We start from the raw sequence: 24,854 nt of genomic DNA, 5'->3' as shown, positions 1-24,854 counted from the left end.
TTATCGAGAAGCTGCGTCCATCAACTTCTTAGCATTTTTCTTAAGAGCGAATACGTGCAGTACACCACCCTGAGGAACTGTAGTTGTGTGATCCATCACAGCATCGAATGCACCCTGCATACGCTGTGCGTCAACACCCCAACCAGCCTGTACACCGATGAACTGAGTACCATTCACCATCCAGCTAGAAGGTACTGCAGTGATGCCTGAGTTAGCGCGGTACTGCCACAGTTTCTTACCAGTACGAGCATCCAGTGCACGGAAGATACGGTCATTACCACCACCGGAGAACAGCAGGTTACCGCCTGTCGCCAGAAGTGGGCCCCAGTTCATCTCTTTCATGTTGAACTGCCATACTTTCTTACCTTTTTTGATATCCCAAGCCTGAATCTCACCGATGTGATCTTCAGCACCGTCAGCCAGACGGATGTTAGTTAAGATGTCAGCAATAGGTACACCGATAAACAGCTCACCAGACTTACGTGGGCCCATCTTCACACCACCCATTTCAGAACACAGGTTCTCATGAGCTGGGATGTAGAACAGACCTGTTTTAGGGCTGTAAGCTTCTGGCGGCCAATCTTTACCACCCCACAGAGAAGGACAGAAAGTTACCTTTTTACCAGTACCTGGTGTGTGGGCTGGATCGTAAGTTGGACGACCAGTTTTTGGATCGATGCTCTTGAATACGTTCTGTTTCACGTATTTTTCTGCATCTACGAAATCGATGGAACCATCTTTGTTACGCTCAAGCGTCCACAGGTAACCATTACGACCTGCATGCACAAGGCCTTTGATGTTTTTACCTTTATGCTTGTAGTCGATAATTACAGGAGGAGATACTTCATCCCAATCCCAAGCATCATTGTGATGATACTGGTGGTAACCTTTCAGTTTACCCGTCTCAACATCAAGAGCGATTACAGAGTTTGCGTATAAGTTATCACCTGGTCGCGTATCAGGCATCCATGGACCACCGTTACCCGTACCATAGAAAGCTACACCCAAATCGGAATCATAAGTACCGGCAATCCATACAGATGCACCACCCGTTTTCCACGCATCGCCCTTCCAGGTTTCACTACCTGGCTCACCTGGAGCCGGGATTGTGTGAGTTTTCCAGGAGATCTTACCTGTTTCAGCATCTACCGCTGTAACGTGACCACGGATACCGTACTCACCACCTGAAACACCTACCATTACCTGACCTTTAGCGATCAGTGGAGACAGAGTCATGTAGTAACCATCTTGCCAATCAGCAACACACGTTACCCAAGATTCCTCACCAGTTTTTGCATCTAGCGCTACCAGACATGCATCCGTTGCAGCTAGATAAACCTTATCGCCATACAAGCCTACACCACGGTTAGTTGGGTGCAGCTGAAACAGCTCTTCAGGAATCTCTTTTTTATAACGCCACAGTTCATCACCAGTTTCTGCATTCAATGCAATTACCTGATTGTTTGGTGTAGAGATGAACATCACACCGTCATTTACGATTGGTGGGGCCTGATGACCTTCCAACTCACCCGTAGAGTAAGACCATACAGGTACCAAATCATCGATGTTATCAGCGTTGATCTGTTCCAGAGGACTATATGTCCAACCTTCATAGTTACCACGCCACTGCAGCCAGTTTTCTGGCTCTGGGTTTTTCAGTCGGTCTTCAGTTACCGGACTGTAGTTCGTCAATGGGTTTGACTTAGCTGTAGCCCCGCCGCCTACTGCAAATGCAGTAGGTACGACAGCAACAGCAATTGCCAGCGCCCCAAATCGTTTAGCTAATGACATATAGCTCACTCCTGTTTTTATTGTCTTCTTGGTAACCCCACCCCGGGGAATAGAGACTCTGTATTAACTTATTTCTTGTAACCCGGTTTACGCGTAAATGGCTCTTTAACCACCAACAGGTCGTCTTTTATTTCTATTGGAAGCATTGCCAATTTTTTGGTGGCTGGACCGTTGGTTACTTTGCCTGCAGCATAAGGATCAAATCTTGAGTAATGGCAGAAACAGAAGAACTCTTTCTTATCTTCGATGTAAGAGTTCACGTCACAGCCTTGATGAGTACAGATTGCAGAATAGGCAACAACACCATCCGCAGAATTCTTCTTGGTCTGCTCATCCATCAATGCTGGATCAAGGCGCATCACCATTACTTTGTTAAATCGAGAACCGCTGCGAATCACACCGGTTTTAGGGTCTTGAGGAAAAGCCATAACCTGCTGAGATTCCTGGACTAACTCTGAGGCAGAGATAGCACGAGCATTACCATGCCCATCTTCAATCACTAACAGATCACCCGGCTGAGGACGGGTTTTTTCAGGCGTTTTAGATGCAGCTTCTGCACGAGTGGCCAAGCCTTCTGTCGCACCTACAGCTGCAATGCAGGCACAAGACTTTAAAAATGATCTACGTTCCACGATATTTCACCGTTCTTTATCTTTTTGAGTTCTCGATGGTGTCGACTAGCAATCAGAAGAAACAACGAGACGCAGATAAAATGGCAATCAACGTGCCAAAAAAGAAAAGACCAAGAGAAATATCGATAACACATTGAAATACAAGGATTAAAAAAACAATCCTCAGCAAAGAAAAGCGTGAGGGTTATCAGGCCAACCAGATAAAGGCGAACAACTGTCTGCAACAAACGTTGCACCTTCGCTACACTAGCAGACTACAAGCCAACAAAACCCCCTATAAAAAAAACCATTAAAAACTGAAACTCAATCCCCCCCCTATGATCAACCCCACTCAACAGAGAAACAGGTGTAGCAGTAGAAAGCCACAGCTCGCAACAACTGCTGCACAATCACTACAGCCAAGTCCTAAAACTCTTTAATAAACCCTTTCTAAACTGGGCAGCTCAGATCTTAATTCTACTGGCATATAAATTGCGTTGAGTAAACGGATATAAAAACCATAATAAGGATACAAGCCGTGAATCGTGCCAAGCTGACTAACCTACTTTTTTTTTCACTGACTCTTTCATCAATCGTAGAAGCAAGCCCACAAACGATCTGGAAAGATAAATCCAATTACATTGCTATCTCAAGTAAAGCGGATGTAAACAATGATCACCCATCTCAAATCGAGCCAGAAAAACTGGCGAGGATACTTAGCCAGCTAAGAATCAGTGATAAAACGTCTGCCAGTCTTTTAAATCTGATGGACAGTTCAACAGATCAACACAGCCGTGTGTTTTCAAATAAAGAGATTGACCTGCTCGCTCAAGGCCTCAGCAAAGCTCTGACCAAAGCAGCAACAAACGAAGCCGTCACTTTCTCTGTTTCTGACTTTAAAAGTGTCTATTTTGGAAATAAAAACCTTTCCGTAAGTGGTACGGCTTTTATAAAAGATAACAACCTGAACATGATCTTTGGTGAGATACACGTTGATCTGCACAAAAAATATGTTCGCTCAGGCGAGGGGGTCAGCAACAGTCGTTTCGCTTCTAATGTAGAACTAGCCAACTTTAAACTTGATACAGGCAATACAAGTAAAGTCGGCCAACATGATTGGCAGCTACAACCTTTTTCGGGTGCAGAGTTAGTCAACCAGCGTCATGATTGGGTTCGTATCAGTCTTGATCAGAATTACGACTATATTCAGGAAGTTGCTCATAAAGATCAGTTGGAACAGAAATACCTTTCCAACGAACAAAAAGCACAAGAGAGCCAACAGCAGAATGCGTTAGAAGAGCGCATTAAAAAACTGGAACAGGCCACAATTCAACCAGCGGTCACGAATACCGTTAAACCGTCCTCCGTAGAAGCACGCCTTCGCCAACTCCAAGAGTTGTATGAACAAGGCACTATTCCTGAATCAATCTATCTGGAAAAGATGCGTTCCATCATCAGCGAGCTTTAAGCCCTTAGGGAACAGGTTTAAGCACTTAGCTCCAATTTATTTAAGAGAAGTAACATGAAAAAACTTTTTATATCTCTACTACTTGGCTGCTCCTTTTTAGTCGTAAACAAAGCGGCTGCGGCTGAACAACCCGATCTGCTGATTAAGTTACAGCGCGATATTTTCACCGAAATGATACGTAGCCATGGACCTCAAATTGAAAACCAGACGGTCCTGAACTGGTGCCAGCATAATGACCTGGCTGACGAAATCGGACTCACGGTAAATGGCTTAAAACGTGCTGTTTATGACTCATTTATCGTTGCAGGTAGTCAGAATGTACAAGCCACTGAGATCGCACGACAGATGAGTGATGACGAATGGGATCTCTACAACAATGCGTTGTTCAGCGACATCAGGCACTACCGGACGGGGATAAAGAAAGGCCTTGAGATCTCTCTAGCAAACAAGCCAGCAAGGGAGAAGTTCTGCAAACAGGCCGAGCAGCAAGCAATGAAAACAGCCCAAACCATCACTCATTAACAGGGACCACTGGAGATCTTTACCATGCTAAAAAAACTGACCTTACAACTTTCTTTGTCTCTGTTACTCCCTCTCAGCTGCTCAGTGATGGCTGATAACTTAAATCTTGAAAAACAGTGGCAAACCAAGAACGAATTAAAACAACCTGAATCCGTCGTTTATGACATTATGCGTCGCTCCATCTACGTTTCTAGCATCAATGGTGAGCCAGATGCAGTGGATGGAAATGGATTTATATCACTTATTGCCAATGACGGAAAAATTGAGAAACTGAAATGGATTGATGGGCTCAATGCTCCGAAAGGCATGGCGATGCTTGGTAAAAAGTTGTTCGTCACCGACATCAATGAACTGCTGGTGATTGATGTAGAAACCGCAAAAGTAACCAAACGCTTCAAAGCGGACGAGAAGAGTTTTCTTAACGATATCGCTGTAACCAGCAGTGGTGTTATCTATGTAACTGACACCGCGACCAACCGCCTTTATCGCCTCTATCAGGGTAAATTTAAAACTTGGCTTGAAGATCCAAGACTAGAGAACCCTAACGGTCTTTATATCGATAATAAACACATCATTGTTGGCAGTTGGGGCAAACCTACCGAGGGCTGGAAAACCGATGTTCCCGGTCATATTCTGCTGATCTCTCCTGAAGATAAGAGCATAAAAGACTTTGCGGATGGTAAGCCAATAGGCAACCTGGATGGCCTCGCTAAACGCGATAACAACAGCTTCCTGGTAACCGACTGGATGCAAGGCAAGCTCAAACTGGTGAAATCAAACGGAGAAGTAAGCACCTTACTAGAGCTGGGTCAGGGAAGCGCTGACATGCTCTATCTACGCAGTAAAAGACTCCTTCTGATTCCACAGATGCAAAAAGGCAACCTTGTCGCCTACTCCATCAAGAAATAAAGCCACCGGATCACTGAGGAGCGAATACTACTGTGTCTTACAAAAATTATATTTCTGCTAGAACAGCAGTATTCTTTCTCCTCTGTTGGTTTTTACAGTCAGTTAATCTTGTAGCTGCATCCGAAATCCCTCTCTCTCCTGCTCTGCAGAAGCTTTTTCCCAATGCCAGTCACATGCATCAGGAAGACCGTGACCTGAGTATTATTCCGGTATATCGCTTTGGTGATATCGAAGGCTATGCGTTTAGAACAGCTGAACTGTTCCCTGTACGCGGTTATAGCGGAAAGCCTATCGATATATTGATCGGACTAAACCCGCAAGGTCATTACACGGGTTTTGAGGTTCTTGAACACTATGAGCCCATCTTTTTGAAAGGAGACGGTCCACAAATATTAGTCAGATATATGGAACAGTTGATCGACGTTCCAGCATCCAACAATATTTATGTTCGCGGCGATAACCAACAAGAGCTAAAAGGCAGTGGAAAAAGCACTTATATCGACGGTATCACCAGCGCTACAGTAACCACCGGTGGCATCAATACAACCATTACTAAAGCCGCACGGGCAGCTGCTCGTGCAAAAGAGCTGGCAGGATATGCGGCTCTAAACAAAAGCATTCCTAAGCTCGACAGTTTTAAGGTAATGTCTTTTGATGAACTTGTTGAAACAGGTCTGATACAACACTGGCCTATTTACCAACAGCAGATTCAGACAGCTCAGTTAGACAAGAAGCTAGGCTACCCCAGTCAGCCAGTTGCCATTGATAACGCAAAACCCATCACCGAACTCTATATTGCATATATGAGTCACCCTTTGGTCGCGCGTAACCTGTTATCTGAAACCGAATACGCAAACTGGAAAGACCAAATCAATACGTCAGATCAATACCTGCTGCTTCTCAGTAAAGAGGGTTGGCAAGGGCAAAACTTTTCAAGGTTCCTGAAAATCAAACAGCGTGGTGCTGAAGTTATCCACAAGCCTGTATCACCTTCAGGCATCACCGAGCAATTAAAGTTACCTGATAATAACTGGCAAGAAATCTCACTGCTGCGTGTGCCGTTGGTTGCAACATTTGACCCTCTGAGCCGAACCAACCTGGAGTTTATAGCGAGTAAAAAAGCAAAGCTTAAAGAGATTTACAGGCTACCTGAGGAACATTTCAGCCAGGATTTAAGTGCTGAAGATAAGGAAATTCCTCTATGGAAACAGCTATGGCAACAACAACAAAATAAGATAGCAGTACTGCTTTTAGGATTAACTCTGCTTAGCGTTCTCTTTATCAATCAACACTATGCTGTTCTTGATCCAGGTAGGTTCCATAAAATACGGTGGGTATACCTGACTTACACGGTATTGTTCATCGGTTTTTATGCCCAGGGCCAGCTCAGTATTGTAAATGTTCTAACCATTCAACACCTTCTGATTGACGGTTCATCTCTCGATCTTTTTTTACTTGATCCGATCATCTTCATACTGGGTTGTTATGTACTGATCAGTTTAGTTTTATTTGGGCGCGGTCTTTTCTGCGGCTGGCTATGCCCGTTCGGTGCGATTCAGGAGTTTGCCGGATTGCTGGCGAAAAAGCTCAACATCAAGCAATGGAAGATCAAACCTAAACAACATAACCGCTTACAAAAGCTTAAGTTCCTTCTGCTGTTAGCCATTATCGGTGCTTCTTTCTACTCTCTGACATTAGGCGAAACACTGGCAGAACTGGAACCATTTAAAACCAGTATTACGATGTATTTCGTCCGCGAATGGCAGTACGTTATCTACGCCATCATTCTGATTTTACTCGCACTCAAAGTGCATAAATTCTACTGCCGTTATCTCTGCCCACTCGGTGCCTGTCTGGCAATTTTAGGTTCGATACCTGTATTCAATTGGCTAACCCGCAGAGCCGAGTGTGGTTCTCCCTGCCAAAATTGTCGCATGAACTGTGAAATTGATGCCATCAGCAAGCAGGGAAAAATCGATATGAAGGAATGTGTGCAATGCCTTGAATGCATTGTTATTAATAACAATCCCTCTCTATGCGCAATTGAAGTCGCTGCTGATAAGAAAAGAAGGAAGGCACAAATGATAGAAGCTGTAAGTGTAGATTGTTCAAGTACCACTTCCTGATACGTAGTTTAAGTAACGCTGGAACTCCAAATAACTCAGATTAGAAAACAATCATTAAAGTGAGCATTCACCAAGAAGAAACACTAAGCCAACAGCTGAGTCGAATATTGCAGCGAAATATTTTACAGGGTGCGATTTCACCAGGGCAGAAATTGACATCGCAACGTCAGTTAGCAACTCAGCACCAATTGTCCAGAGCTACGGTTAGAGAAGCGATCCAGGATCTACAATCAAAGGGTTTGGTAGAAACCTATCATGGCGGGGGTACAGTCTGCCGTAACCTGTTGGAACCTATGTTTGACTGGCCACAAGAGCACAATGTTGATGATATCCAATTGCAGAAGCAGGTAATGGAGATACGCGCTGCGCTGGAAGGGGAAGCAGCGTTCTATGCAGCGTTAAGAGCTACCGAACAGCATCTAGATCGAATAGGTCTGGAATATAAGGAAATGCAGACGCGTAATAATGGCAATACAACGCTGACTAAAGCAAAAGCAGATCTCAATTTCCACATGATGATTGCGGAAGCCAGTCACAATTTTTTTATTATGTCTTTCAGCCAAATATTCTACAACCGTTATTTCAATGCCATTTATGCAGTATTGGACAATACCTTAAAAAAATGTGGGCGTTACCCGGATAGTATTGCTGCCCAACACTCTAAAATTTACCAGGAAATTATTAATCGAGACCCACAAGCAGCAAAAGCAGCGGCTATAGAGCATATCGACTTTACACGAGAACTATTTGAAGAAACTGAGTAGCTCATGGCATAGCACTTGCTATCAATTCAGATAGACACTCTGAATAGGGTAAGACCAATTAATACGATTTCCTTTTGCCGCTTATGCGGAAGAGCTAATTTACAAAAAATCACACGAATAGCTTGACTACTTTTGTTCGGAAAACACAAGTAAGTCCTTCTCTATGAGAAACACGTCACTACTAAAAATAAAGGGGCCATAAGGCTGATGTCTAAAAAAATTATTGATGTGGGTGGTAACAAGACAGAATCCTCTGGGATTAATTGTCGTGATATCACTGAAAAGAATGTAGGTCTCTTTGTGACCTGTCTTGTAAATACAATGCGCCCATCGGTGGGTTTTGCTGCACTTAAGCTGTTAGAAGATGCTGGCTGTCAGGTTGATGTCCCGGACCAGCAGTCGTGTTGTGGTCAGCCTGCATTTAACTCGGGTGACGACGAAGGTACACGCCAGATTGCCTATCAAACGATTCAGCAGTTTGAAGCATATGACTACGTTATTGTACCTTCTGGCTCTTGTGCAGGCATGATCAAGAAAAACTTTGTAGAAGTTTTTAAACAGCAACCTGAATGGGAATTACGTGCACAGAAGCTTGCTGATAAAACTTACGAGTTACTCTCCTTTCTTGTCGACGTTTGTCAGTACCAGCCTCAGGATGTTGAGCTTAAAGGCACTTACACTTATCACGATAGCTGCACCGGTTATCGCTCACTGAATGTGTATGAACAGCCACGAAAAATGCTGTCGCATGTACAGGGCCTTGAGCATAAACCTCTCCATGGTCATTCTGAATGCTGCGGTTTTGGCGGTACTTTCTGCGTTAAGTATTCAGAAATTTCCAACGCTATAGTTGAGGAAAAAACTGAAAACATTCGTGACACCAAAGCGGATTTTCTTCTCGGTGGTGACATGGGTTGCCTGATGAACATGGCTGGAAAATTAAACCGTGAAGGTCATACCAATATCAAAGCATTACATGCTGCAGAAGTACTCGCTGGCATGGCATCTAATCTGCTGGGAGATAAGTAATGCATGCAAATAGACCAGAAGATTTTGAGCAAAACGTCAGTCAAGCATTGGCACAACCAAACCTAAAGCCTGTTATCAGAAGAACTACCGATAAAGCGGAAGCAAAGCGAGCAGAAGCAGTCGCAAACTTCCCTGGTTTCGAAAATGCACGTTTGCAAGGCCAGAAAGTTAAAGACCATACGATCAAGTATATGGATCACTATCTTGCCGAGTTTGAAAAGAATGCAACGGCTCAAGGTGCAATTGTGCACTGGGCAAGTGACGGAGAAGAAGCGTCGCGCATTGTCTTAGATATATGCAAACAGCATGAAGCTAAAAAAGTTACCCGTAGTAAATCCATGCTGGGTGAAGAGATAGGGCTTTCCCATGCTCTGGATAATGCTGGTATCGAACGTGTAGAAACAGATTTAGCTGAGCATATTATCCAACTTGCAGGCGACCCTCCTTCTCACATTGTCTGGCCTGCGATGCACCGTAGCCGCGAGGACGTTATTAAACTGTTCCGTGAATACCACAAAGATCCAACATCTTCAGAAGAAATAGTTGAATTGGTCAGAAGTGCCCGTCGTGATTTACGGAGTAAGTTCTTAACTTCAGATATAGGTATCAGTGGTGCAAACTTCCTGCTTGCCGATAGCGGTTCAACCTGTACGGTAACCAATGAAGGTAATGCCGAATTAACAACAACTCCGCCGAAAGTACACATTGTCACAGCGGGTATAGAAAAGCTTGTTCCTTCCATGGCACATGCGGTACCGCTACTAAGGTTGCTAACCCGCTCAGCAACGGGTGGTGAGATCACCCAATACATTACCTTCCACAACGGTCCGAAACGTAAGAACGATGCGGATGGGCCTGAAGAGTGTCATATTGTCTTGGTAGACAACGGCCGTACCAAAATGCTTGCAAAAGGTATGGAGGAAATGCTGCGCTGTATCCGCTGTGGTGCATGTATGAACCATTGTGTCGTCTATAAACATATCGGTGGGCATGCATACGGCTCAGTATATCCGGGCCCAATGGGATCCGTGTTAACACCACATATGAACAGTTTAAAGGTAGCCAACAAACAAACCCATGCATGTACTATGAATGGACGTTGCGAAGAAGTTTGCCCAGTTAAAATACCACTGCCAAAACTCTTACGTTCGTTACGATCCCAGTCGTGGGAGAAAAAATATGAACCATTAACAAACCGTGTTTTTGTTACCGTTTTTTCTCAACTCGCTAAACGCCCAAAACTGTTCCAGCTATTTAGTAGCTGCTCCCTCCCTTTTATGAAGCTTTTCAAACGAAAAGGATGGATACATTCCATGCCGATGACTAGCGGATGGACAAGAAACCGTGACCTTATTGCACCTGAATCGCAGACTTTCATGCAGCAATATAAAAAAATGAAAAAGCAGAATTGAGAGAAAAGCCATGAACGATAGAAATAAAGAACTTGCGAGTCGTGAAGGTATTTTTTCTGCCATTCGTGATGCAGCCCCAACCGCAAAAGCAGATGTAGATACTATACAGCAGGAAGCACTGGCAATACTTGAAGATAGTATAGATGCTCGCCCCTCATTATTGGCTGATGAAGCTGCCGATGCCATGGTAAAACGTATTGAAAAAGGGCTGGTCATTGGCACCAGTTGTCAACGTATTGAGTCATTAGATGAACTGCCCGGTGCGGTTAATACATTCTTGGATCAATACGGTCTGGATAAAGCATTACAGGTTCAAAAGGCTCCACATTTACAAGATTTGAACTGGCAGGGAATGACTACAGATGTAGATATCAAAAACGACAATAGCGTGGGCCTTTGCTGGGCTGAACACGGTATCGCAGAAACTGGCTCTTTTGTTGTTTACTCCAGCCCAGAAATGCCTGTCCTATTGAATTTCTTACCTCTGTACCTTATTGCAGTAGTACCACGATCCAAGATACTCCACTACATGGATGATTATGCACTGATTGCTAATGCACTCGCCGCCAAGGGAGAAACTCCACGTAATCTTTGCTTAATATCTGGTGTAAGTGGGACTACAGATATAGAGGGGGTACTTGTTCAGGGAGCTCATGGACCTGAAGTGCTTAATTTGTTTATAGTAGAGAACCTGTAGTTTTTGATTAGTTGCTAACATCTTAGTGGATTTACCTATAAGCGAGGAACCTAACTTCAGGTTTCTCGCGACTTATCCCAGGCAATGGTCTTCATTGTTTAATCGCGGATCAACCATTGCAATAGGTAAGTCTAAGGTTCGTGAATTTTGCTTCAAGCAAATGATATGTGTAAGTTAATAACTCTCAGTGTTTACTGCTACCTCCTTCAACGAAAGTCTGCAACGCAATTAATGTCGTTTCTGTAGCATTGTCAGCAGTTCCAGATTCTATGAGTTCATAAATTCTACCTCGCTGAACTTCTGGCTGGACCGCTCTAATATTAACTGAATTATAATTTTTTTAGGCTTAATACATCATTCTAGCAGCTGGTTGAACTTGAATGTTTCCCAAGCTTTAAGAAGCCCTACCTGACTATCCTCTCGATTCAAAACAGATTATACAACTGTAAAAAAACTCTTTATTACAAAGCCGTCGCTTGAGCCTTGGTAATGACATCAGACCACCACTGCATCATCTCTCTTCTCCGTTCTAAATAACTAGCGCGATTGTATGTCGCACGCACCTGATTTTTATCGGTATGGGCTAACGCAACCTCTATAAGGTCGGGCTCAAAGCCCTGCTCATTTAACGCGGTACTGGCGATGGAGCGCATGCCATGAGCGGTTAAACGCCCCTTGAAACCCATTCTCTTTAGAGCAACATTCACAGTAGAAGCATTTGCTGGTTTGTGAATCGAAAGATCGCTGGGAAACAGGTAAGAGCTGGTTGAGCTAAAAGGCCTCAATTTTTCTAAAATAGCTAAAGCCTGATTTGACAGTGGGATGACATGCTCCTTACGCTTTTTCATTCTTTCAGCAGGAATAACCCAGATTTGTTTATCTAGATTAATCTCATCCCATTTAGCTCCTGCGGCTTCACTAGGTCTTGTCATCGTGTGTAACTGCCAACGAATTAGATACCGAGTCACAATTCGAAGATTAGCGTCAGCGACCTTGGCCATCAGAAGCGGCAGCTCTTCAGGCTTAAGCGTCGGGTTATTGGTTACAGATGGAGATTCAAAAGCATGCTTAATACCCGCCAAAGGGTTCGACTTAGCGAGGCCTGTATTTGTAGCAAACGTCATTACCTGATTCAAACGCGAACAAATTCGCTTGGTCATTTCCAGCTTCCCAGAAGAAGCAAGCGGCTTTAGAACATTGATTACTAAGGGTGCTGTAATATCAGAGACTGGATGATTACCTAGCTTGGGAACCACATGGTTAAGCAATGAGTTGATTATATCGTCTGCGTAATCAGGACTAATACTTGTCTTTTTAATCTCAAACCAAGCATCAATCACAGCTACTAGGGTATTCGATTGCTGAATCATTGCTTCATGACGGTCAATGTCACGTTGCTGCTTGGGGTCGATACCATCGGCAAGAAGCGATCTTGCTTCAAGCCTCTTTTTTCGTGCATCAGCAATAGAGATTGCTGGATAGCTCCCAAAAGATATGTTGGCGCGTTTCTTTGTATGTGGACGGGTGTAATTGAAGATCCAAATTTTCGACCCGTTGGGTTTTACTCTAAGCGCTAATCCATCGCCATCTGCAAGGTTATATTCCTTGTCATTGGGTTTTGCATTTTTAACTTGAGTATTGGTAAGAGGTGCAGTCTTTCTGGCCATTGATGTAACACCACCTTTGTAACAACTCTAACGATGTTACATACAGTGTTACTTAAATACTGAGATTTGACAACATTTGATGATACTTCTTGAAACATGAATTCCGAGTAAATTCACTTAATTCAAGGAGTTAAGGTACCTTACGACACCTGATGAAACTTAGTAATGGCGGTCAGGGAGGGATTCGAACCCTCGATACTACCAGCAAAACACTAACTAATTGATTTAAAAGAGATACAACACCTTCCCAGATAACAAATATACCAGCGCTTTGTACCAGCAGTCTAGGAAACTATCCAACCCAAAATCATCTGCGCTACCGATTCAACACTTGTTAGATAGGCAAGGATGAACATAACTAAAGGAAGGGTGTATTCAGTGATGTGACGAGTAAACAACATCACTCGAGCTAAAGCTGCAATGTTAGACATGAACATTGCACGAATCCCTAAATCAAACTGAAATTTCTCGATTAATCCTCCCGCCCCTTCCTCGTTGAGAAGAAAGTTGACCGCACCTTGACTCTCAAAAAGACCATTCTCATAGATCTCCATTCCACGATGCTGTAGTACCAAATTTTTATCGGATTCCGCAATTATCCGTTTATAACCTTTGCTCCCTTTGAATATCCGATAAGCAAAATACCGAATAAAAGGCTCCCTCAAATTTAAAAAATCTCCCTTCAGTCCCTTATCTCCCATCTCGCCAGAGAACTGAACGAAACGGATCAACCAGTAAACTAATAGAACCCACATGAAAACGCTGAGTAATTCAGGGTTCTTAAATACAATCTCGTTGCCGAAGAAATTAATTTTCTTTAGTTCAATACCAGCTAATTGGTAGAGACCGACAAATACAGACATCATCATTAAGTTTCGTCTTTGACGTACAAATCCATCATGTAATTTCTCAGACATATTCCCTCCTTTGAGTTAGGCGACTTTATAACACAGAATGAAAATCCAAAAAAAATCTGTCACCACTTTTTATTAAAAGCTGAAGCAAATTCCCCCCCGTACCCCTCCTCTAAACGTGGCAGGAAAAGTTGAATTCATAACCTTGGTATTGGACAACTAAGTTTGAGCACCCCTTCGCCTAAAAACCACCCTACATCACACAATGCAATTATGTGACTTAGCGAAATACCATGAATGCTAGAGATAGCGATTGACCACCAGCTCTACATCACATAAAGTAAGATCGTATCATTTTGTGTGACTTAGGGTTTAAGACCATGAACGAAGTAGAAGCAGTAAAGACCAAGGACGATATTCACATGGTGTCCCGCCTACTGGAGAAACACGGTTCGTCTGATTACAGAGACATCTGGGAGCTTGGGATCAACGCAGCGTTACGCATCTCTGACCTACTCTCTCTTAAGTTCTCTGACGTTGAAGGTCTTGAAGTCCTGAACCTTGTTGAAGGCAAGACTAAGAAGGTACGCAGCATCAAGCTTAACTCCAAGGCACAAGAGATCATCCAGCGTCGACGCAACGACAACCTTGCAGACGTCTGGTTGTTTCAAGCCAAAGGTAACAGAGCGCGTAGCTCAGAGAAGGCTATAGACCGCTCTACAGTAGCTAGGAAGTTCAAAGAGATTGGTGACATCATCGGCGTACAGCTTGGGACTCACTCTATGCGTAAGACGCGGGGCTATGCGATGTGGTCAGACGGTGTGCCAATCGAGGTGATCTGCAAGGTGTTGAACCACAGCACTCCTGCAGTGACTATGAGATACATCGGAATTGAGAAGCAGGACATCCACCAGTCATACGATGACTATGTGCTGTGATTTGTATATACATTAACTGTACATTTGATATACCACGCCATAGATAAGAATTAGCTATGGGAACACTTAGACATACACTTAGTCCTCTATGAGCTAACCCTACGCCACTGTGTATACGGTAGACGTAGGGCATAACCTACGCTCATATTAGTAGTTATTACTTTAATGATAACTAACTTAAGCAGACCTTCTCCCGACCTCAGTAGGCACAGCGTACAACCACCAGTTCTTAGTGCTTCCCATAGCCAGACGCTTAGCCAGCCTACAGCTCTTACCTAGCTTGATTGTCATAGGTAATAAGACCACATGGTTTCATGGTTCCTTGTGGTCAGACGCATAGTAGGCTGGCTGTAGGCTAGTGTCTTACCTACTGTTTTCGCTCTGTGAAACATTACGTTTCACGCTAAGCCTTTCACTGTCTCTTTCCCTGTTGTTTTCATCGCATCTGACCTACCGCCTGCTACAGCGAGATAGCCTGTCAGCATAGCCTAGAGCGCAACAGACAGTTTCTAAACGACGGCTCCGGTCATAAAGAACAAAGCTGCCCAAAATGACCGCTCCGGTCAAAATGGGCAAACGGCCTTGAGTGCGCAAAATGACCGCACCGGTGAAAATGCACAAGAAGAGCCTTGATGCAAAAAGTCCTGAGGACAAAACGCATCGGCTACAAATGAGTGGAACGCTGAGAAAGACAAAGCTGCTCAGAATGGGCGCACCGTCGAAAATGAGCAATCAGCTAGCTGAGACAAAAACACCTGAGGTGCAAATGTCCCAAGAGTCTGACCTACCGTCCACACCAGACGAACACGACGAAACACCAGAAGACGACGTGCCGTTCTTCGATGAGTCTGAGTTAGACACTTCACCAGCGTTCAACCCAGCCGATGCCTTCCAGAAAGCATTGGACGAGCACGAAGAAGAACGCTGATCGAAAATGTCCTTAGGACAAAATCGTTCAATGATATGAGTCTAAGACCTACAGACGGAAGTACTCAAAATGCGCCATTGGCGGAAAATGAGCAGGAGGAAGACCGTCCGTCTGACGCAAGATGCCCAATGAATCAAAATGTCCTTAGGACAGAACGACTCAACCCTGAGACCTTTGAGTCTTCCATACCTATCGCCTTGGATGGCTCCAACTCTGGCGTACAGCACTTGTCTCTAGCATTCCGTGACCCAATCGGAGCCGCAGCAGTTAATGTGCTACCTTGCGACAGACCAGCAGACATCTATCAGATGGTCGCGGATAAGACCATTGCGACACTTGAAGAGATCGTGGAGAGTGCGAGAAATGACCGCTCCGGTCAAAACTCGCAGGAGGATGACCGTCCGTCTGACGCTGAGTTAGCTCAATGGTGGCTGGACTTCGGTATCACACGTAAGACCTGTCCAAAATGCGCCATTGGCGGGAAATGGACAAGCCTAACCATCTGATACCCCACGCCATAGGAGAACTATATAACTCTCCGCTGTCATGGTGTTAACGACAGCCCAAGCCCTGAAGGGCTAGATTGAGGGTAGCTTTGTCGAGCGGTTCATTCCGCTTCTGCATGAAGACCTGCGTAAGACCACTTTGAGTTTCTCTCTACTCTCTAAGTGGCTGCAGGTCTTTATTTTCAAATGTTATATAGCTTCCACCGCCCGCCCACCTCATCGACGAGATCACCAACATGAAAAACTCAGCCTACTTGGGCGACACGACTGCACAGCGTGTGCTTCTACGTCTCCCTCCCGATGTGATGTCTATCATCCAAGACAAACAAACCAAAATGGCAAATGAACGAAACGTCAAGCGCGTCTCGCGACCTTTAGCCGTCACTCAGCTACTACGAGAAGCCAAGAGAGAAGGTCTGATTTAAGGCCCAATTTGGCCCGATTCTTAAGCCACAAGCCACGTTCGACACCTCTTCCATACCTACCCACAAGGAACCCAAACCATGAAAACAAGACAAGCTGTCATCACCATATTTGATGACCTTCTGTATGAACTCGCAGAAGACCTAACGCATAACCAGCGCGAGCTGACGATCACCGAAACGAAGATTCTCAACATAGCACCGAAGACTTGCCGCGATGTCTTCTTCAAGAAAGTCGGTCATCTGATTCAACCAGCATAACAGCACCAAATTGACCCGATTCTGGAGCTAGAAGCCACGTTCAGCTCCTACCCCAAGCCTACCTACAGCCCACCCAAGGAACCCCAAACCATGAGCTTAAGACAGCCAATCAATAACATGTGCAAAGCATGTATCTACGACGAGAACTCCAGTGGCACTTGGAAGCAACAAGTCACCGACTGCACTTCTAAGAGCTGCCCACTCTTCAATGTAAGACCCACAACTAAAACCATCCCAACTAAGCAGGAGCAAACACAATGAACCCATTCGACGAACTAAACGAAATGCGCCAAGAGAAATCAGGCGTACAGATGGACAAAGAACACGCTGACAACCGATATGTACAGAAGCGAGCACTAGAAGACGCTGCCCGTATCGATCCGAACAGCTACCACCGAAGTTCTAACGGTTTGATGGAAATGTCATCGACCTACCAGCCGAACACTCTGATAAACATCGGAGGCGCTGAGACTACCGTTGAATCAGCAATAGCTGCGGGTCTGATTACTTCAGAAGTACTAGGCGCACCACTTGGAAGCTACAACACTCTTCAGGAAGACCATGAGCAAACCCATGATGACGAGGTATACGAAGTCGATGACTACGAAGAGGATAGCTATGACGAAGACAACTTCGACATCACCAACCTAAACCAAAGCTACAGCAGTGATACCCGTAATGATCTGCAATTCATGGATTCAGTTTTAGGCAATGAGGGTTATAGTGCGCTGGCGTTTACTGCATTCTCTGAAGGTCTGGACGGCTCCGAAGAAGCCATTGATCGACTTGTAGCGGCCTCAGGTATGAATCGTGACGAGGTCTTAGATACGGCGCTCAACGCGATAGCAAACCAAGCAACGATGGTCGCTGACAGCTTTGAGACTCTCACTGGTTACCAGATCGACTATGATCATCTGATGTCGTACCTAACCTCTTCGGCCCTGAGCAACGCTGAGCGTCAGACACTGCGCCACGCTATGAGCATAGGTAACGGTGCAATGCTAGGTCAGCTTGCGGCGAAGTACGCCCAGTACAACAACTGGAACTAAATGAAGAAACTCAGTGATGGCCTTGGGTTCAGCAGAAGCAGAAAACGCTATCAAGAGCTGCTACAGCGAAAAGCTGAACGGATCGCATCACTGAGAACTAAAGGCCAACACAGAGAAGCAGACTTAGTGATGTTTGATGGTCTGCCTCAGTGTTGGCGTGAGGTTTACTTAGGGAGGGCTTAAGCCTTTCCTATTGTTTTGTGTGTAGCGCCTCGATGTCTTCATCAACCTTCTGACAAAGCCTGTCTGCATAGTCTTCTAAAGCGGCCTCATACATTTCAGACCATGAGTTGAAGCAAGAGCATTTCCGTATAGCATTATCCAGCCTTGTATCTTTCGTGTCTGGGAACAACGCTTTTTTACACTTACACTCCACAAGCATATCTCTGATGCTCGCAAAGCAACTGTGCTTAATTAAGAATGATTTTGGAAACAGCTTTTCTAACTCTCTACGATCTAGCGCATCGGCTGTAACTAAGTCCATAGCGTCATTCGCTCCATCTGGAATGATAAGAGGATGTCATCATCAATGATGAATCTACGACTACTGTACAAAAATAGATCAATTAGAAAGAATGAGAAAGTTTCGATGATTACTTAGGGAAGGCTTGATGCCTTCCCTATTGTTTTCGACCTGAATGCTTCAGCTCAGCCCAGAGTACTCGATGCTATCAACAGCCGTCTTCAACTCATTTATGAATGACTCAAAGTGAACGCCATAGTCATCACCGGAGGTTCTGCCGTCTTGATCTCGCCAACCGCCGATCAGATCAGCCTGTTCTTTAGGTATACCGAAGGCGCGTGTATTCGCCCTGAAGCTATGACGGAATGAATGGAAGTCTCTCATAATCAGCTCGTCAGCATCCGGTTTGAGACCTAGCCTCTCGATCAACGAATTGAAACGTTTACTAAACGTCTTGGAGTACGTTCCGTCTGATCCAAGCTGAACACATGGGAACAACTGCCCAGCCTCAAGGCTCTGCACATAGTCCAACAGGCCAAGCTCGATTAGAACCTGAGGAATCGGAACGACACGCTGAGAGTTATCGTTCTTGGTTCTCTTGCCACCATCAGTATTGATGTCAAAGCACCAGACACCAGCAAGCTGCTTAACGTCAGCCGTGGTCAACTGAAGTATCTCATTCGACCGCATGCCTGTAGTCAGACCGATACGAGGAAGCCAATAGTCAGACTTACGGTCAGCCTCAGTGGTCGCCTTGAAGATAGTTTCAAGCTCTTGCTCTTTGTAAGGTACACGCTTACGAGTGACACCCTTAGGTATTGTGATGCCTTTAGCACGATCTCGATCAGCCCATTCTTCTTGCTCTGCATGCTTGAAGAGAGACTTAACGAAGACAAACTTCTTCTTCACCGTACCGGAAGCAACTGTCGGAAGCTCTTCATTCGCAGCGACCTCTACTAGTTGATGCAGTGAGTAACCTTTGAAGCGTGGTGTCCGCGTGTAGTTCTTCGGAAGCTGCGCCAGTAGAACGCTGAACTCACGTAACTGCTCACGAGTTACTGCTGATGGATCAGTCTTAGCGCCGATAAACTCCTCAAGCTGACTGTAGATACCTAAGGCCTCACTGAGCGTTTTATCGTCCCAATCACCGCGATCTGTCTTGTACTGAACGAATGCCTTAGTAACTTCCGAAAGCGGCTTGTAGTCGAGAATAACGGCCATTTTGGGTACTTTAATACCCGTCTCAGTACTAAGCGGCTCAGACGCTCTGCTCGTGAACTCATCACTAGATGAAGACCAGTCATCGCACAGGCGATCTAAGGCTAACTTGGACAACTCACGGAAACGCCAGCAAATCTTAGCGGTTAGCTGTTGGTACTCAGAGCTACCTTCCTTAATAAGTAGATTGTTCTCTTTGAGCACATCGTCAACGAAGGGTCTCACCCAGCTCAACTGAGCGTCATAGCCAGCTTCAAGAGCATCTATGATCAGAGAACTTACATCATCCACACTGCCATCATCGAACTGTGCCACGTAAGAGCTTGCCGCTCCTTCGTTCTCGATCTCATGCACAGCAGACTGAAACCAACGTTGAGCCAACACTTCGATGTCCTTCGGTGTTAAACGCACACGGGAGCGAGCTTGTTCAAAGAGAGCTTGAGTCTCAGCGTAACGTAACGCAAAGATACGCTTAGCTTCAGCGAGGTTTTTAGTTCGTAGGGAAAACTTAATGAGAGACTTTCCAATCTGATCTTGGATGTCTTTAGGTACGCCGACGCGATGATAATAGATACCGCTGTCGGGATGTTTCCAAGGAGATGCCATGCAGGTCACTTTTTGTACTCCACGAGAGACGTGAAGCAACTGGATTCAGACTAAGTTTGTACCAGTCCTTTGTACCAGTCCTTTGTACCAGTCGCAATTTACTAGGCGACTGTAACTCCTTGAAACCAAAGAATACTTGTTAAAACAAGTACTTAGAATAGATGGCGGTCAGGGAGGGATTCGAACCCTCGATACGTTTCCGTATACACACTTTCCAGGCGTGCTCCTTCGGCCACTCGGACACCTGACCATCCTGCAATTAGTGGAACCTAACGACTCAACACCAACGCGGCGCGAATTGTATCACAGCACTGACTGACCGCAAGCAGTTTGGTAAAAAAAGGCAAATTATTTCGCCTTTTTTAATCGCTAATATTAAAGCTCCACCAGACTGTTATTCTTTGCGGTTGTACAGTTCAGTCAGCCAAGTAAACTGAAGTGATAAACAATAAAAAATCACATCTATTATGCAGCCTATTACAGATCTCAAAAGCACACTATTTAACTCGCTCTACCGCGCTGCTTTGATTAGCTGCTTATTTGCAGCCTTGATCGTATTTGCGTTGATTTTTCTCTCTATCGAAAAGGATCTTCGACAAGAAGGACAATACCTTGGACAGTTGGTATTCAAAGATCTGCGCCAAGCGATGAACCAAGGCACAAGCTATGAAGAAGTTAATCAGCTCATAGAATCGTTAAACGAAGATGCACCCGATATCACCTATAGCATGTATCGCGGAGCAGCCGTTCAGCAACAGTTTGGTGGTGATCGAGCAATCACCGAAGAGATAAGCCAGCTGTTAGCCAGCAAACAGGATGCAACTCAGATCGAATCGCTGGACCAGATACATTATTACCATGCTTTCAGATTCAAACAGGAGTGCTTAGCCTGTCATACCGAAGCACACCAAGGTGAGATAGCCGGCGTGTTGGACGTGACCTTTCCAGCACACAGAGTCCGCCTTCCTGTAAGCGAAGTTCTGATGGGTTTATTCTTAGTCTTCTCTATTACCGTTATCTCTTCCTACCTCTTTCTCTCTCGCGATCTTTTTGCCCATATAGTCAAACCTTTAAAACGCCTAGAAAGAAAGCTTAAAGAAACCGAAGGTCACCACAACCTTAATGAAAAGCTAGCTCTCGACTCAGAGCTAGAAGAGATCAATAGCATTGAGCACTCTTTTAACTCGCAACAAGCGTTATTACAGACTGCATTTCAGCAGGTAGAAGAGCTATCTATCTACGATAAGTTAACGGGAACTTACAGCCGGCATCAGTTAGAGCGATTACTCGATGAAGAGAGATCTAGAGCTGATCGCCAGAATCGGCCTTTAACCATCAGCATGATTGATATGAATGGCTTTAAGCAGATCAATGATGTCTTTGGCCATCATGCTGGTGACTGCATTCTGATTCACTTCTGCCAGATTCTATCCGAAAACCTGCGCACGACAGACAAGGTCATTCGCTATGGTGGAGATGAGTTCATCATCTTGTTACCAGACAGTTCGCAGGATGTAGCAAGTGAGCTTATTCAACGCATAGAAGAGATCGCGCACAGCAGCCCTTATCACTATAAAGGCCAAGGCATCATTGCGAAGTTTAGCTATGGCAGTGTGGAATACCCAAGCGAGTCCGATGCTGATGAAGCAAAAGATCTATTACAGATTGCAGATGAAAGAATGTATTCCGACAAACAACGTAGAAAACAGAAATAGCAGGGATAAAAAAGGCCCGGTTATAGAAAACCGGGCCAAGTAATACCTGGAAGGTATAAGATGTTTAATTAGTCAGCTTGACGACGCAGGAATGCAGGAATGTCTAGGAATTCCATGTCGTCAGTACCAGTCTTTTGCATAACTGGCTGTTCAGATTCTACTTCGCGGTGAATCTCAACTGGTTGAGCACGTTCTCTTGGCTGGGAATCACGAGCAGTTCGCATTACTGCCGGCAACTCTAGCTGATCGAAATCAGACGCAGCGCCCGCAGCCGTTGCAACAGCAGACGCTCGACCTGTGCCTGTGTTAACAACTTCTACATGCTGCTGTTCAGCTCGCCCCAAGCCTGTTGCAACCACTGTCACTGTAAGCTCGTCAGTAAGCTCAGGATCAATAACAGTACCTACAACGATAGTGGCGTTCTCGGAAGCATACTCTTCAACGATGTTACCCACTTCCGAGAACTCGCCTAAGCTCAGATCAAGACCAGCGGTGATATTTACCAAAATACCACTCGCCCCCTTCAGGTCTACGTCTTCTAGCAAAGGACTATTAATCGCAGCTTCCGTCGCTTCAGTCGCACGGTCTTCGCCACGGCCACTACCGCTACCCATCATCGCCATGCCCATTTCAGACATAACGGTGCGCACATCCGCAAAGTCGACGTTGATCATACCCGGACGGATAATCAGATCAGCGATACCTTGCACCGCGCCTTTCAATACATCGTTACATGTATTGAAAGCATTAATCAGACTGGTGTTCTTACCCAGTACTGGAAGTAACTTTTCATTAGGAATGATGATCAAAGAATCAACATTCTCTTTCAGTTCCTGTATACCTTCGTCCGCAATTTTAAGGCGCTTACGACCTTCAAATGAAAACGGCTTAGTTACTACAGCAACTGTTAAAATACCTAGGCTGCGCGCAACTTCAGCTACGATTGGCGCTGCACCTGTACCTGTACCACCGCCCATACCAGCCGTGATAAATACCATGTCCGCACCATCTAGCATTTCAGCTAAACGCTCACGATCTTCAAGTGCAGCCTGACGGCCAACTTCTGGGTTTGCACCCGCACCAAGACCTTTTGTTAGTTCGCCACCGATCTGGATAACTGTTTTAGAATGCATGTTATCCAAAGCTTGGGCATCAGTGTTTGCACAGATGAACTCAACACCATCAACTGCAGAGCTAACCATGTGCTGAACAGCGTTACCGCCGCCACCGCCGACACCTACAACTTTAATTACGGCGCTTTGAGGAATGCTATCCGCTAACTCAAACATACCGATCTCCTTCCAGATTATGCGCTTTTATAATTGAACAGCGCTTAGTTATTTTCTATTCCGATTAGCCTTTGACTGGGATCAGAAATTGCCCTGAAACCACGTCTTCATCTTGCTTAGTACGCTTGCCTGTTCGACCAGTTCGATCTCTGCAACCTCAGGTTGTGCAGACTCGCCGCCCTGATCTTCATGCGCGTACTGAAGTAACCCGATACTTGTTGCAAAAATTGGGTTACCTAAAATATCTTCCATTCCACGAACACCATGCGGTGATGCCAGACGAACCGGCATGTGGAAAATTTCCTCTGCTAACTCAACCGCACCTTCCATTTTGGAAGTACCGCCAGTTAACACAATGCCCGCCGCAACCAGGTCTTCAAAACCGCTGCGACGCAACTCTGCTTGCACTAAATTGAAAAGCTCTTCATAACGCGGCTCAACAACTTCAGCAAGCGCCTGACGCGACAATGTGCGCGCTGGACGATCACCGACACCAGGCACCATGATGGTTTCATCAGGACCTGCTAGCTGCGCTAGAGCACAAGCATATTTAATCTTTATCTCTTCCGCGTGCTGCATAGGTGTGCGTAAAGCCATCGCGATGTCATTAGTCACCTGATCACCCGCAATAGGGATCACAGCGGTATGACGAATCGCACCACCTGTAAAGATCGAAATATCAGAAGTACCACCACCGATATCGACCATACAAACGCCGAGTTCTTTTTCATCTTCAGTCAAAACGGAGTAACTGGATGCAACTTGCTCCAGCACTAAGTTATCAACCTCTAAACCACAACGGCGTACACACTTCTCGATATTCTGAGCAGCATTCACCGAACCTGTAACTAGGTGAACTTTGGCTTCTAAACGTACGCCCGACATTCCTAGTGGTTCACGAATACCTTCGGAATTATCGATTTCATATTCTTGCGGCAAGATATGCAGAATCTTCTGATCAGCTGGAATCGCTACTGCACGGGCAGCATCGATTACGCGATCAAGATCGTAATCTGTTACTTCACGGTCACGAACAGCCACAATACCGTGAGAGTTAAGGCTATTTATATGACTACCGGCGATACCCGCTGTTACAGAATGAACTTTGCACCCTGCCATCAATTCAGCTTCTTCTACTGCACGCTGGATAGAACTCACTGTTGATTCAATATTCACGACCACGCCTTTCTTCAGGCCGCGAGACGGATGTGAACCAATACCAACAATATCGATTGAGCCGTCGATATTGATCTCTCCCACAAGGCAAACCACCTTGGAAGTCCCAATATCCAGCGCAACGATCATATTAGAGTGAGCAGTCATATATTCAGCGCCAACAATATTATTTCAAGCAACCTTAATTTTACTTATAACTAAAAACAAACCAACCTTTTTTCGATGAATTTTTTTAAATTCTGAAAGTTTATTTGCCCGTAAAATCAATTCGTAAAAAAACACTATCTTTTCTTATCGGCACCTCTTGGAAATTGTTGAGAAAATTTTTCCTATAAATTTCAAACAACTACGCTCACTCACTCCAGCATCAAATTTGATTGATTTAAATATAATCAACCGTTTCAATAGGTTAAAAAAACAACAAAAATCAAAA

Annotated in this window: 24 protein-coding genes and 1 tRNA gene; 16 read left to right on the top strand and 9 right to left on the bottom strand. The window is 44.9% G+C overall.

Annotated elements, in window-relative coordinates; genetic code table 11:
- Together ACMXYR_RS05280 and ACMXYR_RS05275 are read right to left on the bottom strand one after the other, a co-directional pair.
- Positions 1 to 1,791: a PQQ-dependent dehydrogenase, methanol/ethanol family gene (locus ACMXYR_RS05280; protein WP_415887546.1), complete on the bottom strand. Its 1,791-nt coding sequence runs from the start codon at positions 1,789 to 1,791 to the stop codon at positions 1 to 3.
- Between the two features lie 68 nt (positions 1,792 to 1,859).
- Complete coding sequence (locus ACMXYR_RS05275; protein ID WP_415887545.1) at positions 1,860 to 2,423, bottom strand: ubiquinol-cytochrome c reductase iron-sulfur subunit; 564 nt, start codon at positions 2,421 to 2,423, stop codon at positions 1,860 to 1,862.
- Positions 2,424 to 2,940: 517 nt separating this feature from the next.
- Here ACMXYR_RS05275 and ACMXYR_RS05270 point away from each other — a divergent pair.
- From ACMXYR_RS05270 to ACMXYR_RS05235, 8 genes are all read left to right on the top strand, one after another.
- Positions 2,941 to 3,870: a hypothetical protein gene (locus tag ACMXYR_RS05270; RefSeq protein WP_415887543.1), complete on the top strand. Its 930-nt coding sequence runs from the start codon at positions 2,941 to 2,943 to the stop codon at positions 3,868 to 3,870.
- Between the two features lie 54 nt (positions 3,871 to 3,924).
- A complete protein-coding gene (locus ACMXYR_RS05265) occupies positions 3,925 to 4,392 on the top strand; it encodes a hypothetical protein (RefSeq protein WP_415887542.1) in 468 nt (155 codons plus the stop codon).
- A gap of 24 nt (positions 4,393 to 4,416) precedes the next feature.
- Positions 4,417 to 5,301: an SMP-30/gluconolactonase/LRE family protein gene (locus ACMXYR_RS05260; RefSeq protein WP_415887540.1), complete on the top strand. Its 885-nt coding sequence runs from the start codon at positions 4,417 to 4,419 to the stop codon at positions 5,299 to 5,301.
- A 32-nt stretch (positions 5,302 to 5,333) separates the two neighbouring features.
- Positions 5,334 to 7,427, top strand: a complete 2,094-nt coding sequence (locus ACMXYR_RS05255; protein ID WP_415887539.1) for a 4Fe-4S binding protein — start codon at positions 5,334 to 5,336, stop codon at positions 7,425 to 7,427.
- Between the two features lie 59 nt (positions 7,428 to 7,486).
- Positions 7,487 to 8,191 carry a FadR/GntR family transcriptional regulator gene (locus tag ACMXYR_RS05250; protein ID WP_415887537.1) on the top strand — a complete coding sequence of 235 codons (705 nt, stop codon included), beginning with the start codon at positions 7,487 to 7,489 and terminating at the stop codon, positions 8,189 to 8,191.
- A gap of 207 nt (positions 8,192 to 8,398) precedes the next feature.
- Positions 8,399 to 9,220 carry a (Fe-S)-binding protein gene (locus ACMXYR_RS05245; RefSeq protein WP_415887536.1) on the top strand — a complete coding sequence of 274 codons (822 nt, stop codon included), beginning with the start codon at positions 8,399 to 8,401 and terminating at the stop codon, positions 9,218 to 9,220.
- The gene (locus ACMXYR_RS05240) at positions 9,220 to 10,632 is read left to right on the top strand and encodes a lactate utilization protein B (RefSeq protein ID WP_415887535.1); all 1,413 of its coding nucleotides are present in this window, start codon (positions 9,220 to 9,222) and stop codon (positions 10,630 to 10,632) included. The genes ACMXYR_RS05245 and ACMXYR_RS05240 overlap by 1 nt, the downstream gene beginning before the upstream one ends.
- A gap of 10 nt (positions 10,633 to 10,642) precedes the next feature.
- Complete coding sequence (locus tag ACMXYR_RS05235) at positions 10,643 to 11,329, top strand: LutC/YkgG family protein (RefSeq protein WP_415887533.1); 687 nt, start codon at positions 10,643 to 10,645, stop codon at positions 11,327 to 11,329.
- 461 nt (positions 11,330 to 11,790) lie between these two features.
- Here the strand turns inward: ACMXYR_RS05235 and ACMXYR_RS05230 are convergent, their stop codons facing one another.
- The gene (locus ACMXYR_RS05230; RefSeq protein WP_415887531.1) at positions 11,791 to 12,996 is read right to left on the bottom strand and encodes an integrase domain-containing protein; all 1,206 of its coding nucleotides are present in this window, start codon (positions 12,994 to 12,996) and stop codon (positions 11,791 to 11,793) included.
- A gap of 284 nt (positions 12,997 to 13,280) precedes the next feature.
- Entirely contained in the window at positions 13,281 to 13,913 is a 633-nt protein-coding gene (locus tag ACMXYR_RS05225; RefSeq protein ID WP_415903191.1) for a hypothetical protein, read from the bottom strand.
- A gap of 317 nt (positions 13,914 to 14,230) precedes the next feature.
- Between ACMXYR_RS05225 and ACMXYR_RS05220 the strand changes: the two genes are divergently transcribed.
- From ACMXYR_RS05220 to ACMXYR_RS05190, 7 genes are all read left to right on the top strand, one after another.
- Positions 14,231 to 14,788, top strand: a complete 558-nt coding sequence (locus ACMXYR_RS05220) for a tyrosine-type recombinase/integrase (protein WP_415903190.1) — start codon at positions 14,231 to 14,233, stop codon at positions 14,786 to 14,788.
- A 724-nt stretch (positions 14,789 to 15,512) separates the two neighbouring features.
- A complete protein-coding gene (locus tag ACMXYR_RS05215) occupies positions 15,513 to 15,716 on the top strand; it encodes a hypothetical protein (RefSeq protein ID WP_415903189.1) in 204 nt (67 codons plus the stop codon).
- Between the two features lie 35 nt (positions 15,717 to 15,751).
- Complete coding sequence (locus ACMXYR_RS05210) at positions 15,752 to 16,222, top strand: DNA-directed RNA polymerase (protein ID WP_415903188.1); 471 nt, start codon at positions 15,752 to 15,754, stop codon at positions 16,220 to 16,222.
- A 503-nt stretch (positions 16,223 to 16,725) separates the two neighbouring features.
- The gene (locus tag ACMXYR_RS05205) at positions 16,726 to 16,905 is read left to right on the top strand and encodes a hypothetical protein (RefSeq protein WP_415903187.1); all 180 of its coding nucleotides are present in this window, start codon (positions 16,726 to 16,728) and stop codon (positions 16,903 to 16,905) included.
- A gap of 90 nt (positions 16,906 to 16,995) precedes the next feature.
- A complete protein-coding gene (locus tag ACMXYR_RS05200) occupies positions 16,996 to 17,166 on the top strand; it encodes a hypothetical protein (RefSeq protein ID WP_415903186.1) in 171 nt (56 codons plus the stop codon).
- Positions 17,163 to 17,954, top strand: a complete 792-nt coding sequence (locus ACMXYR_RS05195) for a hypothetical protein (protein WP_415903185.1) — start codon at positions 17,163 to 17,165, stop codon at positions 17,952 to 17,954. The genes ACMXYR_RS05200 and ACMXYR_RS05195 overlap by 4 nt, the downstream gene beginning before the upstream one ends.
- Positions 17,955 to 18,137, top strand: coding sequence for a hypothetical protein (locus tag ACMXYR_RS05190; RefSeq protein ID WP_415903184.1), 183 nt, complete (start codon positions 17,955 to 17,957; stop codon positions 18,135 to 18,137).
- Positions 18,138 to 18,144: 7 nt separating this feature from the next.
- Here the strand turns inward: ACMXYR_RS05190 and ACMXYR_RS05185 are convergent, their stop codons facing one another.
- The 3 genes from ACMXYR_RS05185 to ACMXYR_RS05175 all read right to left on the bottom strand — a co-directional run bounded on the left by ACMXYR_RS05185 (position 18,145) and on the right by ACMXYR_RS05175 (position 20,491).
- Positions 18,145 to 18,438, bottom strand: coding sequence for a hypothetical protein (locus tag ACMXYR_RS05185; protein ID WP_415903183.1), 294 nt, complete (start codon positions 18,436 to 18,438; stop codon positions 18,145 to 18,147).
- Positions 18,439 to 18,597: 159 nt separating this feature from the next.
- Complete coding sequence (locus ACMXYR_RS05180; RefSeq protein WP_415903182.1) at positions 18,598 to 20,241, bottom strand: DUF6538 domain-containing protein; 1,644 nt, start codon at positions 20,239 to 20,241, stop codon at positions 18,598 to 18,600.
- Positions 20,242 to 20,403: 162 nt separating this feature from the next.
- Positions 20,404 to 20,491, bottom strand: a tRNA-Ser gene (locus ACMXYR_RS05175).
- 217 nt (positions 20,492 to 20,708) lie between these two features.
- On the opposite strand from ACMXYR_RS05175, the gene ACMXYR_RS05170 reads away from it, so the two are divergent.
- Positions 20,709 to 21,956, top strand: a complete 1,248-nt coding sequence (locus ACMXYR_RS05170) for a GGDEF domain-containing protein (RefSeq protein ID WP_415903181.1) — start codon at positions 20,709 to 20,711, stop codon at positions 21,954 to 21,956.
- Between the two features lie 68 nt (positions 21,957 to 22,024).
- Here ACMXYR_RS05170 and ftsZ read toward each other — a convergent pair whose 3' ends face one another.
- Both ftsZ and ftsA read right to left on the bottom strand, forming a co-directional pair.
- Positions 22,025 to 23,245 carry a cell division protein FtsZ gene (gene ftsZ, locus ACMXYR_RS05165; RefSeq protein WP_415887527.1) on the bottom strand — a complete coding sequence of 407 codons (1,221 nt, stop codon included), beginning with the start codon at positions 23,243 to 23,245 and terminating at the stop codon, positions 22,025 to 22,027.
- Positions 23,246 to 23,326: 81 nt separating this feature from the next.
- On the bottom strand, positions 23,327 to 24,568 hold the full coding sequence (gene ftsA / locus ACMXYR_RS05160) for a cell division protein FtsA (RefSeq protein WP_415903180.1): 1,242 nt from the start codon (positions 24,566 to 24,568) through the stop codon (positions 23,327 to 23,329).
- Positions 24,569 to 24,854: the final 286 nt, after the last annotated feature.

It is taken from the genome of Neptuniibacter sp. QD29_5, from assembly GCF_047778125.1.
Classification (GTDB): domain Bacteria; phylum Pseudomonadota; class Gammaproteobacteria; order Pseudomonadales; family Balneatricaceae; genus Neptuniibacter.
This window is presented reverse-complemented; position numbering and strand designations above follow the sequence as displayed.